Here is a 16,647-nt window from a genome sequence, read left to right on the forward strand (position 1 = left end):
TCACGATTGAACGAATTTCGGATTCCCACCATGGCATCATTTCCGCTGAGTGTCATCCGTTCCACGTTCCGGGTGGCGGACCACCTCGCGCCCGTGCTCGCCGGCCGCGCCGCCTTCGAACTGTTCTGCCGCACGCCCAATCCGGCAAAGCTCACCGAAAAGGAGCGCGCAGCCGTGGCGCAGGCGGCTCCCTTCATGGCGGAGGCCAGGCATCATCGCCTGCCGATCCGCTCCGGCCACGTCGTGGCGCATGACTTCCGGCCGCCGGCGGGCACGCCGTTCCGGCGCACGGTGCTCGTCCTGCATGGCTGGCGCTCGCGCACGGAGCACATGGCGGCGCTGGTTGACGCACTGCGCCGCGCCGGCTCACGGGTGGTCGCGCTCGACCTGCCGGGGCACGGTGTCTCGTCGGGACGGCGCCTGACGATGGCCAACGCCGTCGAGGCCGTCAGCGCGGCGGGCGACTGGTTCGGCCCCTTCGCGGCGGTCGTCGGCCATTCCTTCGGCGGGGCCGTGGCGGTCAACGCCGTCACCGGCTCGATCCCGCGCTTCGCCCCCATCGCCGCCGACCGGCTGGTGCTGATCTCCGCACCCAATTCGATGCCGGCCTTCTTCGCCGATTTCGGCCGCATGCTGTCGCTGGGGCCGCGCGCGCAGACGGCGCTGTTCGATCACGTCGAGCGGGTGGCCGGCCGGCCGCTGGAACGCTTCGTGGGCGCCAACCAGCTGGCGGAGGTGGAAGTGCCGACGCTGGTCATCCATGCGCCCGACGACAAGGAGGTCTCGGCGGAAGATGCGAAAGCCTATGCGGCGGCCGGACGGCACGTGCAGCTCGTCTGGGCGCCGGGGCTCGGCCACCGGCGGATCGTCGCGGGGCCGGGTGTTCTGGCGGAACTGTCGGGCTTCGTGGCCGGCGCGACGGATCTCTCCGCCGTCCACTGAGATCTCAGGGCTTCGGCTTGCCGGGATCGTGCGGCATGCCGGCTTCCTTCCAGGCCGAGAAGCCGCCTTCGACGTGGCTGACACGCTCGAGCCCCATCTCGAGCGCGGTCCTTGCGGCGAGCGCGGAGCGCCAGCCGCCGGCGCAGAAGAACACGAAGTGCTTGTCCGAGGAGAAGATCTCCTTGTGATACGGGCTCTCCGGGTCGATCCAGAACTCCAGCATGCCGCGCGGGCAGTGGACCGCGCCGGCCATGCGCCCCTCGCGGTCGAGTTCGCGCGGATCGCGCAGATCGATGAAGGCGACGTCCTCGCGGCCGAGCAGTTCCGCGGCGGCGGCCGGGGCCAGGGCCTCGACCATGGCGTTCGCCTCCGCCAGCAGATCCTTGTAGCCCTTCTTCGCCGTCATGCGTTTTTCTCCGCGCGTCCCCGTCAGTGCCGGACGACGACCCTCGTGCCCACGTTCACCTGGCTGTAGAGGTGGACGACATCGTCGTTTGCCATGCGGATGCAGCCCGACGACATCGCCTGGCCGATCGTCCAGGGCTGGTTGGTGCCATGGATCCGGTACATCGTCGACCCGATGTAGAGCGCCCGGGCGCCCAGCGGATTGTTGGGACCGCCCGGCATGTAGGCCGGCAGCTTGCGGCCCTTGGCGGCCTCCCGGCGGATCATCTGCGGGGGAGGCGTCCAGCCCGGCCATTCGGCCTTGCGGGTGATGCGGTTGGAGCCCGCCCAGGTGAAGCCGTCGCGGCCGACGCCGACGCCGTACTTGATCGCCCGGCCGTTGCCCAGCGTGTAGTAGAGGCGGCGCTCGGAGGTGTCGACGATGATGGTGTTGGGGCCGTGCGGCCCGTCGTAACGCACGGTCTGGCGCGGGATCGGCGACTGGTTCGACATGCGCTGGGTGCCGGCGCCCGGGCGGTCGTGGCCGCCGCGGATCACCCTCTGCCAGAAGGTTTCGGCCTCAGCGGGCGCGACTGCCAGCGGCAGGCCGAGGCTCAGCGTCATCACCGCTGCGAAGACGGCGGCAAGTCGAAATCCGATCTGTCTCATGGTTCCCCTCTCTCGTCGTTGTCCGGAGATTATCAGTCGAGCGCGAACGCTCAACAGACATTAAACCCGGTAACGGAAGGGTTACTGCGAGATATTTCACGCGCGCGGCGTGCGGCCGTCCGGCCCGCCGACTGTCAGCCGAGATTGAGCTCCTTGAAGAAGTCGTTGCCCTTGTCGTCGATGACGATGAAGGCGGGGAAATCGACCACTTCGATCCGCCACACCGCCTCCATGCCGAGTTCTGGATATTCCAGCACCTCGACCTTCTTGATGCAGTCCTGCGCCAGCCGGGCGGCAGGGCCGCCGATCGAGCCGAGGTAGAAGCCGCCATGCGTCCCGCAGGCCTCGCGCACCTGGCGCGAGCGGTTGCCCTTGGCCAGCATCACCATCGACCCGCCGAAGGACTGGAACTGGTCGACATAGCTGTCCATCCGGCCCGCCGTCGTCGGCCCGAAGGATCCGGAGGCGTAGCCGGCGGGCGTCTTGGCCGGGCCGGCATAGTAGACCGGGTGGTTCTTCATGTAGTCGGGCATGCCTTCGCCGCGCTCCAGCCGCTCGCGGATCTTGGCATGGGCGATGTCGCGCGCAACGACGATGGTTCCCGTCAGCGACAGACGCGTCTTCACAGGATGCTGCGACAGCGTGGCGAGGATCTCCGCCATCGGCCGGTTCAGGTCCACCTGGACGACGTGCGCGGTCAGCTTCTCCTCGTCGATGTCGGGCATGTAGCGGGCCGGATTGGTCTCGAGTTCCTCGATATAGACGCCGTCCTTCGTGATCTTGCCCAGCGCCTGGCGGTCGGCCGAGCAGGAGACGCCGAGGCCGATCGGCAGCGAGGCGCCGTGGCGGGGCAGGCGGATGACGCGCACGTCGTGGCAGAAATATTTCCCGCCGAACTGCGCGCCGACGCCCATCTGCTGCGTCAGGCGGTGGATTTCGGCCTCCATCGCCACGTCGCGGAAGGCGTGGCCGTCCTCCGAACCCTCGGTCGGCAGGCCGTCGAGGTAGCGGGTCGAGGCGAGCTTGACGGTCTTCAGGTTCATCTCGGCCGAGGTGCCGCCGATGACGATGGCGAGGTGGTAGGGCGGGCAGGCGGCGGTGCCGAGCGTCAGGATCTTCTCCTTCAGGAAGTCGATCATGCGGTCGTGCGTCATCAGCGACGGCGTGCCCTGGTAGAGGAAGGTCTTGTTGGCCGAGCCACCGCCCTTGGCCACGAACAGGAACTTGTAGGCGTCCTCGCCCTCCTCGTAGATGTCGATCTGCGCCGGCAAATTGTTCCTCGTGTTCTTCTCCTGGAACATCGAGAGCGGCGCGAGCTGCGAATAGCGCAGGTTCTTGCGCTCATAGGCGTCGAGCACGCCCTGGCCCAGCGCTGCCGCGTCGCCGCCTTCGGTCCAGACGCGGCGGCCTTTCTTGCCCATGATGATCGCCGTGCCGGTGTCCTGGCACATCGGCAGGATGCCGCCGGCGGCGATGTTGGCATTCTTCAGGAGGTCGTAGGCCACGAAGCGGTCGTTGTCGGTCGCCTCCGGGTCTTCGAGGATCGACGCCAGCTGCCGCAGGTGGCCGGGGCGCAAGAGGTGGTTGATGTCGGCGAAGGCCGTCTCCGACAGGAGCCGCAGCGCCTCGGGTTCGACGACGAGGACGTCCTGGCCCCTGAATGTCTCGACGGCCACGTGGTCGGAGGTGAGCTTGCGATAGGGCGTCTGGTCGGGCGCCAAGGGGAAGAGGTCGGCGAGAACCGGCTCGGTCACGTTCGGGCTCCTGGCTGGAACGAAAGGCAGCGCCGTTGTAGCGGCGCCGCCTGAAAAGTCCATCGGAAGGGGTGGTATCGAAGGGAGGTTGCGGCAGGCCGAGGCGCGGACGTCACGGCCCGTCGCGCCCCCTCTGGCCTGCCGGCCATCTCCCCCACACGGGGGGAGATCGGCAGCTTCGGTCTCGGCGCCCGTCCAACGACGTCGGCTGTTGTCGAAGGCGGCGGAGCACGTGATCTCCCCCCTCGTGGGGGGTCCGAAGGACGGGCGAGACCGGTGGTTCGCCCCGCCCGGCAGGGCAGAGGGGGGCGCGACGTGGTGCGACGTCCGCGCCTGCGCACCCGGCCTGCCGCGAGCCCCTCGACCGCCGCCCGCCTAAACCCTCACTGCGCGGCCGGCTCCGCGTGCATCAGGCTCAGGCCCTTTGCGGTGCGGTTGCCGAAGCCCTTCCAGTAGCTGTGCTCGGGCTTGAGGCTCTTGTCCTCGTTGACCGCCCAGACGCCGTCCTGCGCGTTCTCGACCAGGTCGAGATAGGGGTCCATGGCCGCGTCGCCCTTCAGGTGCCTGCCGAGGAAGACGGTGGCGAAGTGCTGGGCGATGTTGTTCATCCGCACCGTGTCCCACACCGGGTCGGCATAGTGGTCGAAGGGCGCCCAGCCGAGCTTTTCCGAGACGGTCCAGGATTCGGCCGGCGCCGGCATCGGGGCGGCGGCATTGTGGTTGGCGTTCTCGAAGGTGAGCAGATAGCGGTCGGCATTGATGGCGCCCTCGTAGATCGCCTTGACGCCTTTCTCGTAGCCCGACACGTCGTCGACGCTGCCGGCCACGAAGAACATCGGGATCTCGATGCCCTTCAGGCCCTCGGCATCCCAGAAGCCGCGCTCCATGCCCCAGGGGGCGAAGGCGATGGCCGCCTTGTAGCGCGCGTCGGGCAGGCTCTCATGGCTTTCCGAGCCGGCGAGATGGATGCCGAGCGTGCCGTCCGGCGCGCCCCAGGCAAAGTCGACCGAAGCCTGCGTGACGCCGCCGCCGGCGGTGATGACCGCACCGTAGCCGCCCATCGAATAGCCGACGAGGCCGGCGTTCGAGGCGTCGACGACGCCGGAGAGGAAGCTCGACGCGTCGGCCGAGAGCCGCGCCATCTCGTTCAGCACGAAGATCTGGTCGAGCGAGCGGTTGACCAGCGTGGAGCCGAACTTGCCCTGGTCGTTGTAGGTGGAATCGGTGTGGTCGATCGAAGCGACGACGTAACCCTTGGTGGCAAGATTTTCCGCCAAATGGCTGAGCAGGAATCGATTTCCCGGATAGCCGTGCGAGATCACCACCAGCGGCCAGGCGCCGGTGGCAGCCTTTTTCGGCGCGGCGTCGCGCACGGCGCGGCCCTTCAGCGAAACCTGCGTGACCCCGTCGCGGAGGAACACGCCCTCGTAGGTGCCGCCGACGGCTTCACCCTCGGCCGGGTACCAGATCTCGACGGTCAGGGGCCGGTCGTAGCGCGGGTGGTCCTTGCCGGCCTCGACGTTGAGGATGTCGACCTGGTCCTTGTGGACGAGATCGAGCGTGCGCACGCCGATGGCGTTCGGGCCCGGAGCGGCAAGTTCCGGCGCGTCGGGGCGCACCTGATCGATTCGATTGTCCTGTGCCATGGCATTCGTGCCAAGCACGCAGGCGGCCGCTGCGGCAAGCCATATCTTCTTCATTGTTTCTTCTCCCGTTCGCCGAGGTGCGCAGTCGTTGGCATCGACGTGCGGGTAGCGTGCGTTTTCGACAGGTGGATGACAAGCCGGAAAACGCACGCTGCGGGGCGCAGCGGCACGCGCGCGCCGCTGCGCGGAAAATCAGTCGCGGCCCGCGGCCATGATCGCCTGCGCCAGCCCCGCCGGGTTCGAGAAGCACATCTCGTGGCTGCCAGGCGTCTGGACGAGCCGGAACAGGCCGAGCTTCTCCGACAGGCGCGGATGCCAGCCGAGGCTCTGGGGCAGGGCGGTGTCCTCGGTCGCGTTGATGTAGGACTTCGCGACCTGCATGGCGGCCGGGTTGGTCTTCAGGCTGATCCGGTCGGTGAAGGTCGCATAGGGATGCGGGTTGAGCCTGTCGTAGGACGCCTGGGCGAGCTCCGCGTCGCCGTCGTTGATGAAGGCCTCGCGCCAGATCGGGTAGGGCAGCGCCACGGAATTGTCGCCGCTCTGGGCGCTCATGGCGTCGAACAGCGCGATGTAGTGCGGCGGCACCATGTCGTTGAGGCACTCGCCGTCGTTCGGGACGAAGGCGTTCCAGTAGATCAGCCGGCGGATGCGCTCGGGCACGGCATCGGCCACGCCGGTGATGATCATGCCGCCATAGGAGTGGCCGAGCAGCACGACGTCGGACAGGTCGTTTGCGGCGAGATAGTCGACGATCGAGGCGATCGCCTCGGCCAGTCCGGTCGACTTGGCGTCGCCGGGACGGTTGCCGGCGATCGTCGGCAGGTGGACGGTGTGTCCCGCCGCGCGGATCGGCGCGGCGACCTCCTCGAACAGGTCGCCCGTATGCCAGGCGCCGTGGACAAGCACATATGTGGTCATGGTTTCCCCCTTGGGTTATGGTGACGGGCAGCAGTTGAGCGCGTCCGCCGGCTGCTGAACATGGCTCGGAGCGCACCGTCGACTGCCGAGCGTGCACAAAGGGGGAAGGCCCATGCGCCAGCCCATTCCGTCCGGATCGTCGCAGGCGCCCTGCACGGTGTCCGGCCGCGTCTGGGACACGCGCGACGTGGATGCACGCGAGGCGTTCGGCTACTACCGCGAGGGCATCTGCGAGGCCTTCATGGACCTCGTACCGGAAGTGGACGCGCCGGTGCGGCAGCGGTTCTCGGCCCGCGTCGAGCACGTGCCGCTCGGCGAGGGGGCGGTGAACCGGGTCCGCGCCACCGCGCACGAGGTGGTGCGCACGCCCACGGAGATCTCACGTTCGCCGGAGGAGTGCTTCTACCTGAACTTCCAGACGGAGGGCCTGTGCGACATCGAGCAGGCGGATGCCGGCTTCACCCTTCTTCCCGGCAGCGTGGCCATCTTCGCCTCGGGCGCGCCCTTCGTGCTGGAACATCGGCGCAGGCCGACGCTCGGCGTCCATTCGTTCTTCGTCCCCGCGCGGCTCCTCGACGCGCGAGTCGAAGGTGGCGCGCCGCGGAGGCCGGTGGAGGTAGGACGCGATCCCGTGGTGGGACCCCTCATCGTCGAGACGGCGCGCACGCTCGGGACAGATGCGGCGGGACTGTCGCCGGCTGCGGCGGCGCGGCTGTTCTCCGTCCTCGTCGAATTGACGGCGCTGGCGCTCGGTGGCCGGGAGACGGGTGCGGCGGAGGCGCAATCGGCGCGCGGCGAGGCCACACTGCTGCGGCTCAAGAGCCACATTTCCCGACATCTGTGCGATCGGCGGCTCGACGTCGCCAGCACCGCGCGCGCCGCCGGCATCTCGCCGCGCTATCTGCACCGTCTGTTCGAACGCGCCGGAACGAGCTTCGGTGCCCATGTGCTCGAGGAGCGGCTGCTGCTGGCGGCGTCGCGGCTGCGTGACCGGCGGTGGGCCGGCCTGCCGGTGGCGACGCTGGCGTGCGACTGCGGCTTCGCCGACGTCTCCCATTTCGGACGCGCCTTCAAGGCGCGCTTCGCCGCGACGCCCGGAGAGTGGCGCCGCGGCGAGGCCGGTCTCAGCTGAGCGAGGCGGTGAAGCGCTGGATGCGCATGCAGGATTCCTCCAGCAGCGTCTCCGACGTCGCATAGGAGATGCGGAAGTTGGGGCCGAGACCGAAGGCCGACCCGTGTACGACCGCCACACCCTCGGCCTCGAGCAGTTCGGTGACGAAGTCCTGGTCGGTCTCGATCACCTTGCCCGACGGCGCCTTGCGGCCGATCGTGCCCTGGCAGGACGGATAGACGTAGAACGCGCCTTCCGGCACGGGGCAGTTGATGCCGCGTGCCTGGTTGAGCATCGAGACCACGAGGTCGCGGCGGCCCTGGAAGATCGCCTTGTTCTGCACGACGAAGTCCTGCGGGCCGTTCAGCGCCTCCACCGAAGCCCACTGCGCGATCGTGCAGGCGCCGGACGTCTGCTGGCTCTGGATGGTGTCCATCGCCTTGATGAGCGGCAGCGGGCCGGCGGCGTAGCCGATGCGCCAGCCGGTCATGGCATAGGCCTTCGACACGCCGTTCATGGTCAGCGTGCGGTCGATCAGCGCCGGCTCCACCTCGGCAATCGTGCGGAACACGAAGTCGCCATAGGTAAGGTGCTCGTACATGTCATCCGTCAGCGTCCAGACATGCGGGTGCCTCAGGAGAACGTCGGCCAGCGCGCGCAGTTCGTCCCAGGTGTAGGCCGCGCCCGACGGGTTGGACGGCGAGTTCATCACCAGCCACTTGGTCTTCGGGGTGATCGCCTTCTCCAGCGCCTCGGCGGTCAGCTTGAAGCCGTTTTCGATGGTCGTGTCGGCGGTGACCGGCGTGCCGCCGCAGAGCAGCACCATCTCGGGATAGCTGACCCAGTAAGGCGCCGGAATGACGACCTCGTCGCCGGGGTTCAGCGTCGCCATGAAGGCGTTGAACAGGATCTGCTTGCCGCCGGTACCGACGATGGTGTGGGCGGCGGTGTATTCGAGGTTGTTCTCGCGCTTGAACTTGGCGGCGATCGCCTCGCGCAGCGGCACGATGCCGGACACGGGCGGGTACTTGGTCTCGCCGCGGCGGATGGCCTCGATGGCGGCATTCTTGATGTTGTCGGGCGTGTCGAAATCCGGCTCGCCCGCGCCGAGGCTGATCACGTCCCGTCCCTGCGCCTTCAGCTCGCGCGCTTTCTGGGCGACCGCGATCGTTGCGGAAGGCTTCACGCGGGACAGGGCGTCGGCAAGGAATGCCATGGTTCAGTTCTCCTGGGAGTGACGACGGATCGCCGTTTCGGCGGCTTTCTAATGTCCGAACGGCGGGCGGATCGCAAGGGAAGTCGCGGCGCCCCGCGCTCGAATCCCGAAAAATTCGACCGTTAACCCGCCAAGAAACCTTTGCTGCCATGATGGGAGCTCAGGAAACTCCGGGGTTTTGAATGGCGCGCAGCGCGGGCCTGGCGCATATCGTTCGCAACGACGACGGCACGTCGACCGGCGTGTGGGGAATCCATGTGCTGAAGAGCGCCTTCCAGCCGATCTTCGCTTTCGAAGCCGGCAGGCTGCGCATCGCCGCCTACGAGGGCCTCATCCGCGCCTTCCGCGACGGCGAGCCGGTGTCTCCCGGAAGCTTCTTCCACGGCGTTCCGGCCGTCGACCGCTTCCACGTCGAGACGCTGACCCGGACGCTGCATCTCCTCAACGCCGGCGCCTGCCTCGATCCGGAGGCGCTCCTGTTCGTCAATTTCGATCCGTCGCTGTTTTCGGACCGGGCCGTGGCGGAGGTCGCCCTGCGCGATACGCGCCTCGTCATGCACGAAGCCGGTATCCAGCCGGCGCGCATCGTCTGCGAGATGACCGAACAGAAGACGGGGTCGCGGGCGACGCTGCACCTCTTCGTCGGGATGCTGCGCGCGCACGGTTTCCGCATCGCGGTCGACGACTACGGGGCCGACGATTCCGACATCTCTCGGATCGACGATCTGCGGCCGGACATCGTCAAGTTCGACGCCAAGTGGATCTCGCGGCTGATGCTGTCGGGTCCAGGCTTCGCCTTGCTCAGGACCATGGTCTCGACCTTCCGCGAGCGTGGCATCGCCACCGTCTTCGAGGGCATCGAGGAGACCTGGCAGCTCGAGATCGCCGAGCGCTGCGGCGCCTCGATGGTGCAGGGCTTCGTGCTGGCGCGGCCCGAGCTGGCGCCGACCAGCTTCTCGGTCTTCTCCCGTCCGGTGACCGCCGAAGCCGCCCCGCCTTGCGAGGCTGCGGCTGCGCCCGACCGTACGTTCGCGCAGGCGGTCCGCCCGCACCCGGCGATGCGGGCCTTCGGCCGCCGCGGGTCCCTTCGATGAGGCATACACGCATGGCGTCCGGGACGACTGCCCCGCTTCGAAAGATCGACGACACGGCGGCGCCGGCAGGGCCGGCCGGCGTGACCGATGCGGCGACGCTGGAGTTCCTGGTCGACGAGGTCGGCATCGCCTATGGCCGCTTCGGTGACATCGTGCTGAAGAGCAGCTACCAGCCGCTGTACTGCGTGGAAGGATACTGGCTCCAGCCCTTCGGCGTCGAGGCGCTCGTCACCGGCCTGCGGGAGGGGGTGGCGGTCCGGGCGGACGAAATCCTCGGCCTCGTCGCGGGCGAGAGACGGGAAGCGCTCGACCGGCTGTGCCGGACCCTGCACGTGCGCAACCACCACGCCATGGGCCTGCCCGGAATGCAGCTCTTCTTCAATGCCGACCCCGGGTTCACGGCCGGAGACGTCGAGCACCTCGCCTGGATGCTGGCCGAAGAAGGGGTCGCCCCGGAACTCGTCACCTGCGAGATCACCGAGCAGGCCGGCGACGACGCCCGCCTGCAAGCGCTTGCTGCCGAGTTGCGGGCCATCGGCGTCCGGCTCGCCGTCGACGATTTCGGCGCCGGGCACTCCACGGCCGGGCGTGTGCGCGCCTTGCGGCCGGATACGGTCAAGGTCGACGCGAAGTGGTTCCGCTCGGTGGTGGCACGGCCGGACGCGCTGCGGCTGCTGCCGGTGCTGTTTTCGCGGCTCTCCGATCTCGGCTGCACCATCCTCGTGGAGGGGATCGAGACGCCGCGGCACCTGCTCGCCGCCGTCGAGGCGGGGGCCGACCTGCTGCAGGGCTATCTGCTCGCGCGCCCCGCGCTCGCCGGCACCATCGTCGACGAGGCGCCGCTCCAGATCCGCGACCTCGTGGCCGGCGGCGTGACGCGGCGCGCCTGAGCCATATTATCCGCCCGGCTTCGCCACCACCCCCGACAGTTCGCCGATGACGTCCGACAGCATCGGCACGAAATCCTCGCCGTGGCCCGTGCCGACGGCCAGCGCGAACGTGTTGCGGACGGCGGCGCCGACGGGATTGGGCGTCTCAGTGGCGTTGGCGAAGGCCGAGAGGTAGCTCAGATCCTTCAGGCCGTTGGCGAGCGCGAAGCGGTGGGCATTGCGGTCGCGCTCGAGCACGTATTTGAAGAAGGTCTGGTAGAAGCCGCAGTCCATGCGCCCGCCGCGGATGACGCTGTCGAAGACCTGCGGCGTCAGGCCGGCCTTGGCGCCGAGCGCCAGCGCCTCGGCATAGATCGCGGCGTAGCCGAGCGACAGGAAATTGTTGAGGAGCTTCATCGTGTGACCCGAACCGACCGGCCCGGTGTGGACGATCTTCTGCGCGAAGGTGGCGAGCACCGGCCGCGCGCGCGCGAAATCCGCGTCGCTTCCTCCGGCCATGACGTCGAGCGTGCCGGCTTCTGCCTCCTTCGGCGTGCGCGACAGCGGCGCGTCGACCAGCGCGATGCCCTTTGCTGCCAGTTCTGTCGCAAGCCGCACCGTGGACGACGGGTCCGAGGTCGAGCAGTCGCAGATCAGGATCGGACGGCCGGCGCTCGCCAGCCCGCTCGGCCCGTGCACGATGGCCTCGACCTGCGGGCTGCCGGTGACGCAGAGGACGACGATGTCGCAGTGCTCCGCCAGTTCGCGGGCCGAGCCCGCCTCGCTCGCGCCGAGCGCGACCAGTTCCTCGGCCGCCTCGCGGCGGCGGTGGGCCAGGATGGTCAGGTCGTAGCCCTTGGCAAGGACGTTCCTCGCCATGCCACGCCCCATCAGTCCGATGCCGACGAAGCCTACTCGTTCCTGTGCCATGACGGTTCTCCTCCTTGTCCGGAGGACAGGATAGAGGCTGGGGCAGGGGCCGTCACCCGTGGTCTTCGCCGGTGTCGATACGGGGTAACCGCGGTCAGGCGGCGGATCCGAATCAGAAAGGCGGGGACCAGCCCCGCCTTTCGATCCGCCGGAGGCGGACTGTCGTTCCGCCGATCACGCCGCCGGATCGCCCGGACCGCGCGTCACCCGGATGCTTCGCGATCAGGCCGCGGTGAGCTTGCCCGCGGCCGACTTGCCGGTGCGACGGTCCTGCTCGATCTCGAAAGAGACCTTCTGGCCTTCGTTGAGGCTGGTCATGCCGGCGCGCTCGACGGCCGAGATGTGGACGAACACGTCAGCGCCGCCATTGTCGGGCTGGATGAAGCCGTAGCCCTTGGTCGCGTTGAACCACTTTACGGTGCCAGTTGCCATGTAGATATTCCTTGCGTTTGCAACTTCGGTTGACCCCCACGAACGGCGGTCGGGGATATCGAGATTTTGGAGATAGAACCGAGCAAACGCGAAGATCGCGGGCAGCCAGATCGATCGGCCGAAAATTTCAACGGGGTAAACATATACGCTGCGCGCTTTTCAGACAAGATACTGGAAGTGAGAGTTTTTTCGCAGCCGCGGGTGCCGGTTGCCGGCATTCTGCCTGCGGAACCGGAAGGCCGATGGTTCGTTCGCGTTCCCGGCAGGACGGACGTGCAATGCCGTGAGCCCGCCGCAATCCGGGCGCTGATGTGCCACCAAAGGTCCTGCCACTGGAGGAATCATGACGAGACTTCTGATGATCGCGCTGGCGGCCACCGTGCTGGCCGCGCCGGCGCACGCCATCTCGCGCTACAACTCGCAAGGCATGAGCTGCAACGCGGTCCAGGCGGCCGTGCAGCGGGAGGGCGCTGTGATCCTGCGCTACCGTTCGGCACGCAACCCGAGCCTGCCTCTCTACGACCGCTATGTGAGCGGCGGGCGCTTCTGCTCCGTGGGCGAGGTGGCCGTCGGTTCGTCGGTCCCGACCAGGGATGACCGAAGCTGCTACGTCCTCAAGTGCAGGTCCTACGAGCGGGAAAACGTCTTCCCGTTCCGCGACTAGCAGCGAATCCATGCAGGCGTTCGACGGTGGAAACGTCGCCCGCCGTCGGCTAACCTGCCAACATGAAGCCTGACACGATCCTGTTGTGGCGGCCGGTTGGCCCGGCCGAACTCGCGCTCATCGCCGAAAGCGGCATGCGTTCGTTCCCGCCGCGCCTGCCGGATCAGCCGATTTTCTATCCCGTGCTGTCGGAAGACTACGCGATCAGGATCGCGCGCGACTGGAACGTGCCTCAAAGTGGGGCGGGTTTCGTCACGCGCTTCGAAGTGCGCCGCGACTTCCTGGCGCGATTCGACGTGCAGGAGGCCGGTGGCCGCGCCTTACGCGAATACTGGATACCCGCCGAAGAACTCGAGGCTTTCAACGCAGCGATCGTCGGGACGATCGAGGTGGTGCGGGAGTTCCGCTGAGGCCACTGCGCCCGCATCCGGCTCCGTGCCCATGATCCCACGCCCAGTCTGCATGCCGCGCCGTCTCAAAAGCCGAAGCTAGCCTGAGCGGGATCGACAGGCTCCAGTCTTGCTCCCTCCAGCGCGAGCAGCCGCAGCTTGGTCTCGACGCCGCCAGGCGCCGAGAATCCGCCGGCCTTGTGGCCGGCAGCGAGCACCCGGTGGCAGGGCACCAGCAGCGGCACCGGGTTCGAGCCCATCGCCGAACCGGTCTCCCTGAAAGCGCCCGCATGACCGGCGCGATCGGCCAGCTCGCCATAGGTCAGCACTTCGCCATGGGCGATCCGCCGCGCCGTTCGATAGATATCGCGCCGGAAGTCCGACACATGCGGCAGGTCGACCGGAATGCTCGAAAGATCGACCGGCTCACCGGTCGCATAGCGGCGCAGCAGGTCGACGGCTGCGGCAATCTTCGGCGGCAGCAGCCGTTCCAGCCTCACCCTGGCGTCGGCGGCGCATTCGGACCGCGGAAAGCCGTTGCGGACCGCCGTCAGCAGGCGCTCCGTATCCGTCGTGCCGCTGCCGGGCAGCTGCAGCCGCGTGATCCCGCGCGGCGTCCAGGCGATGCCGACGACGCCGAGTGCGGTATCGAACAGGAAATGGCCGGCCGCCGTCGCTTCCATGATCCACCCGAAAGTCGCGAAAGACGAAGCGAGTCTATCGCGACTTTCGGAACATATCAAGAACCCTGCGGCCGAACAGGTCTCGTCCGGCCCCGCAGCGAAGAGGCTCGCGGCGGGGCGGCGAAGAGCGGTTGCTCAGCTCGCCAGCGCTTCGATCGGAGGGCAGGCGCAGATGAGGTTGCGGTCGCCGGCGACGTTGTCGACGCGCGACACCGGCGGCCAGTATTTCAGGCCGGCGCCGTCGCCGGTGCCGAGCGGGAAGGCGGCGGTGCTGCGCGGGTAGGGGTGCGACCAGTCGTCGGCCATGGTCTCGGCGGCGGTATGCGGGGCGTTGACCAGCGGATTGTCGTCCTTTGGCCATTTGCCCGACGCCACGGCCGCTGCCTCCCCGGCGATGGCGATCATGGCCTCGCAGAAGCGGTCGATCTCGGCCAGCGGCTCCGATTCGGTCGGCTCCACCATCAGCGTGCCGGCCACCGGCCAGGACATGGTCGGCGCATGGAAGCCGTAGTCGATCAGCCGCTTGGCGATGTCCTCGACGCCGATGCCGGCGCTCTCCTTCAGCACCCGCGTGTCGAGGATGCATTCATGCGCCACGCGGCCGTTGCGGCCGGAAAACAGCACCGGGTAATGCTGCTTCAGCCGTTCGGCGATGTAGTTGGCTGACAGGATCGCCGTCTCGGTGGCGTGCCTGAGGCCGGCCGCGCCCATCATGCGGATGTACATCCAGGTGATCGGCAGGATCGAGGCGCTGCCATAGGGCGCCCCTGCCACCGCATGGCCGCTGCCCCAGGCGACATGCCCCGGCACGTGGGGCGCCAGATGCGCCTTCACCCCGATCGGCCCGACGCCCGGACCGCCGCCGCCATGCGGGATGCAGAAGGTCTTGTGCAAATTCATGTGGCAGACATCGGCGCCGATGTCGCCCGGCCGCGCAAGGCCCACCATGGCATTGAGGTTCGCGCCGTCGAGATAGACCTGGCCGCCATGCGCGTGGACGATGCCGCACATCGCCTTCACGCCTTCCTCGAAGACGCCGTGCGTCGACGGATAGGTGATCATCAGCGCCGCGAGCTGGCCGGCGTGCTGGTCGGCCCGGGCGCGCAGATCCTCCACGTCGATGTCGCCTTCGTCGGTGCATTTCACCACCACGACCCGCATCCCGGCCATGGCGGCGCTCGCCGGGTTGGTCCCGTGCGCGGACGACGGGATCAGGCACACGGTGCGCTCCGTGTCGCCGTTCGCCTCGTGGAAGCGTCGGATCGCCAGCAGCCCGGCATATTCGCCCTGGCTGCCTGCGTTTGGTTGGAGCGACACGGCGTCGAAGCCGGTGATCTCGGCCAGCCAGCGCTCCAGCTCGTCGGTCATGGCCTTGTATCCGGCGACGTGAGCCGTCGGCGCGAAGGGGTGCAGGGCAGCCACGCTGCCCCAGGAGACCGGCATCATCTCGGCCGCCGCATTCAGTTTCATGGTGCACGAGCCGAGCGGGATCATCGCCCGGTCGAGCGCCAGGTCCTTGTCGGCCAGCCTTCGCAGGAATCGCATCATCTCGGTTTCGGACCGGCTCTGGTGGAACACGGTCTGCGTCATGAAGCCGTCGAGCGGCCGCGTCGCGGGCAGGGCGGCCGGCGCCGTCGAGGGAACCGCCGCGCCGAACAGCGCGCCGAGCGCGGCAAGCTCGGGCTCGGTCGTTGTTTCGTCGAAGGTCACGCCGATGCGGTCGGCATCGACGACGCGCAGCAGCATGCCGGCGGTCCCGGCCTTCACGGCTATGTCATGCGCCTTGCCCTTCGCCCGCACGGTCACCGTGTCGAAGAAGCGGTCGCCCGCCGTGCCGAAGCCTTCCGAGGACACTGCGGCAGCGAAGCGCGCGGCGAGGCCGTGGATCCGCGCGGCGATCGCGCGCAGGCCTTCCGGCCCGTGCCAGATCGCATAGCTGGCCGCCATGTTGGCCAGCAGCGCCTGCGCGGTGCAGATGTTCGACGTGGCCTTGTCGCGGCGGATGTGCTGCTCGCGCGTCTGCAGCGCCAGGCGATAGCCGGGGCGGCCGTGGCGGTCGACCGACTGGCCCACCAGACGGCCGGGCATCAGCCGGGTCAGCGGTTCGGAGACGGCGAGATAGGCCGCATGCGGCCCGCCAAAACCCATCGGCACGCCGAAACGCTGCATAGAACCGGCGGCGATGTCGGCACCGAGGCTCGCCGGAGACGCCGTGATCGTCAGCGCGAGCGGGTCGGCGACGATGATCACGAGCGCTCCCGCAGCCTTCGCCGCGCGGATCGCAGCCGCGTGGTCACCGTAGACGCCGTGCGTGTCCGGCCAGGGCACGATCAGCGCCGCGGTCGCATCGTCTGCCTCGCCCGCCTCCACGGACACGCCGAGGGCGGTGGCGCGGGTCTTCACCACGTCGAGCACCTGCGGATGCAGCAAGCCGGCCAGCGCGATGCGGTGGCGCCTGTCGCGATGGTGGCGCAGCGCCACGCCGACGGCCTCCGCCACCGCCGTCGCCTCGTCGAGCAGCGAGGCCGACGCGACCGGCAGGCCGGTCAGCTCCGCCACCAGGGTCTGGAAGTGGAACAGCAGTTCCAGCCGCCCCTGGCTGATTTCCGACTGGTAGGGTGTATAGGCCGTGTACCAGGCCGGATTTTCGAACAGATTCCGCTGGATGACAGGTGGAACGAAAGTGCCGTGGTAACCCTGGCCGAGGAAGCTGCGGGCCACGACGTTTTGCCCCATGATCGCGCCGAGTTCGGCCAGTGCCTCGGCCTCCGAGGCCGGCGCCGGCAGGTCGAGCGGACGATCAAGCCGGATCGATTGCGGGATCGCCTGGCTGACCAGCGTCTCGCGCGAGGTGAGCCCGAGCGTCTTCAGCATCGTGCGCTCGTCGTCGGGGCCGGGGCCGATGTGGCGGTCGGCGAAGGGGAGGATGCGTGGGGCGGCGGTCAT

General features: G+C 68.4%; 16 protein-coding genes. 6 read left to right on the plus strand and 10 right to left on the minus strand.

Going from position 1 to position 16,647, the window contains the following annotated elements:
- Positions 1–30: 30 nt before the first annotated feature.
- Entirely contained in the window at positions 31–942 is a 912-nt protein-coding gene (locus tag N1F91_RS11940) for an alpha/beta fold hydrolase (RefSeq protein WP_289992385.1), read from the plus strand.
- Between the two features lie 4 nt (positions 943–946).
- On the opposite strand, the gene N1F91_RS11945 is transcribed toward N1F91_RS11940, so the two are convergent.
- The 5 genes from N1F91_RS11945 to N1F91_RS11965 all read right to left on the minus strand — a co-directional run bounded on the left by N1F91_RS11945 (position 947) and on the right by N1F91_RS11965 (position 6,313).
- Positions 947–1,348: a rhodanese-like domain-containing protein gene (locus tag N1F91_RS11945; protein WP_289992387.1), complete on the minus strand. Its 402-nt coding sequence runs from the start codon at positions 1,346–1,348 to the stop codon at positions 947–949.
- A gap of 23 nt (positions 1,349–1,371) precedes the next feature.
- The gene (locus N1F91_RS11950; RefSeq protein WP_289992388.1) at positions 1,372–1,995 is read right to left on the minus strand and encodes a L,D-transpeptidase; all 624 of its coding nucleotides are present in this window, start codon (positions 1,993–1,995) and stop codon (positions 1,372–1,374) included.
- Between the two features lie 134 nt (positions 1,996–2,129).
- Complete coding sequence (locus N1F91_RS11955; RefSeq protein WP_289992389.1) at positions 2,130–3,749, minus strand: fumarate hydratase; 1,620 nt, start codon at positions 3,747–3,749, stop codon at positions 2,130–2,132.
- Between the two features lie 383 nt (positions 3,750–4,132).
- Positions 4,133–5,449, minus strand: a complete 1,317-nt coding sequence (locus tag N1F91_RS11960) for a dienelactone hydrolase (protein ID WP_289992390.1) — start codon at positions 5,447–5,449, stop codon at positions 4,133–4,135.
- Between the two features lie 138 nt (positions 5,450–5,587).
- Entirely contained in the window at positions 5,588–6,313 is a 726-nt protein-coding gene (locus N1F91_RS11965) for an alpha/beta hydrolase family protein (protein WP_289992391.1), read from the minus strand.
- 112 nt (positions 6,314–6,425) lie between these two features.
- Between N1F91_RS11965 and N1F91_RS11970 the strand changes: the two genes are divergently transcribed.
- On the plus strand, positions 6,426–7,445 hold the full coding sequence (locus tag N1F91_RS11970; RefSeq protein WP_289992392.1) for a helix-turn-helix domain-containing protein: 1,020 nt from the start codon (positions 6,426–6,428) through the stop codon (positions 7,443–7,445).
- Here N1F91_RS11970 and N1F91_RS11975 read toward each other — a convergent pair.
- Entirely contained in the window at positions 7,438–8,640 is a 1,203-nt protein-coding gene (locus tag N1F91_RS11975; RefSeq protein ID WP_289992394.1) for a pyridoxal phosphate-dependent aminotransferase, read from the minus strand. The genes N1F91_RS11970 and N1F91_RS11975 overlap by 8 nt on opposite strands.
- Positions 8,641–8,822: 182 nt before the next feature.
- Here N1F91_RS11975 and N1F91_RS11980 point away from each other — a divergent pair, with 182 nt between their 5' ends.
- On the plus strand, positions 8,823–9,734 hold the full coding sequence (locus N1F91_RS11980) for an EAL domain-containing protein (RefSeq protein WP_289992395.1): 912 nt from the start codon (positions 8,823–8,825) through the stop codon (positions 9,732–9,734).
- Between the two features lie 11 nt (positions 9,735–9,745).
- Positions 9,746–10,624: an EAL domain-containing protein gene (locus tag N1F91_RS11985; RefSeq protein WP_289992396.1), complete on the plus strand. Its 879-nt coding sequence runs from the start codon at positions 9,746–9,748 to the stop codon at positions 10,622–10,624.
- Positions 10,625–10,630: 6 nt separating this feature from the next.
- Here the strand turns inward: N1F91_RS11985 and N1F91_RS11990 are convergent, their stop codons facing one another.
- Both N1F91_RS11990 and N1F91_RS11995 read right to left on the minus strand, forming a co-directional pair.
- A complete protein-coding gene (locus N1F91_RS11990) occupies positions 10,631–11,533 on the minus strand; it encodes an NAD(P)-dependent oxidoreductase (protein WP_289992398.1) in 903 nt (300 codons plus the stop codon).
- Between the two features lie 222 nt (positions 11,534–11,755).
- Entirely contained in the window at positions 11,756–11,965 is a 210-nt protein-coding gene (locus tag N1F91_RS11995; RefSeq protein ID WP_289992399.1) for a cold-shock protein, read from the minus strand.
- Between the two features lie 343 nt (positions 11,966–12,308).
- Here N1F91_RS11995 and N1F91_RS12000 point away from each other — a divergent pair, with 343 nt between their 5' ends.
- Entirely contained in the window at positions 12,309–12,629 is a 321-nt protein-coding gene (locus N1F91_RS12000) for a hypothetical protein (RefSeq protein ID WP_289992400.1), read from the plus strand.
- A 62-nt stretch (positions 12,630–12,691) separates the two neighbouring features.
- Positions 12,692–13,039: an ADP-ribosylation/crystallin J1 gene (locus N1F91_RS12005; protein WP_289992402.1), complete on the plus strand. Its 348-nt coding sequence runs from the start codon at positions 12,692–12,694 to the stop codon at positions 13,037–13,039.
- Between the two features lie 65 nt (positions 13,040–13,104).
- Here the strand turns inward: N1F91_RS12005 and N1F91_RS12010 are convergent, their stop codons facing one another.
- The gene (locus N1F91_RS12010; RefSeq protein ID WP_289992403.1) at positions 13,105–13,701 is read right to left on the minus strand and encodes a methylated-DNA--[protein]-cysteine S-methyltransferase; all 597 of its coding nucleotides are present in this window, start codon (positions 13,699–13,701) and stop codon (positions 13,105–13,107) included.
- A gap of 135 nt (positions 13,702–13,836) precedes the next feature.
- Positions 13,837–16,647, minus strand: a complete 2,811-nt coding sequence (gcvP, locus tag N1F91_RS12015; RefSeq protein WP_289992404.1) for an aminomethyl-transferring glycine dehydrogenase — start codon at positions 16,645–16,647, stop codon at positions 13,837–13,839.

It is taken from the genome of Aquibium sp. ELW1220, assembly GCF_030398385.1.
In the GTDB taxonomy this organism is placed as follows: domain Bacteria; phylum Pseudomonadota; class Alphaproteobacteria; order Rhizobiales; family Rhizobiaceae; genus Aquibium.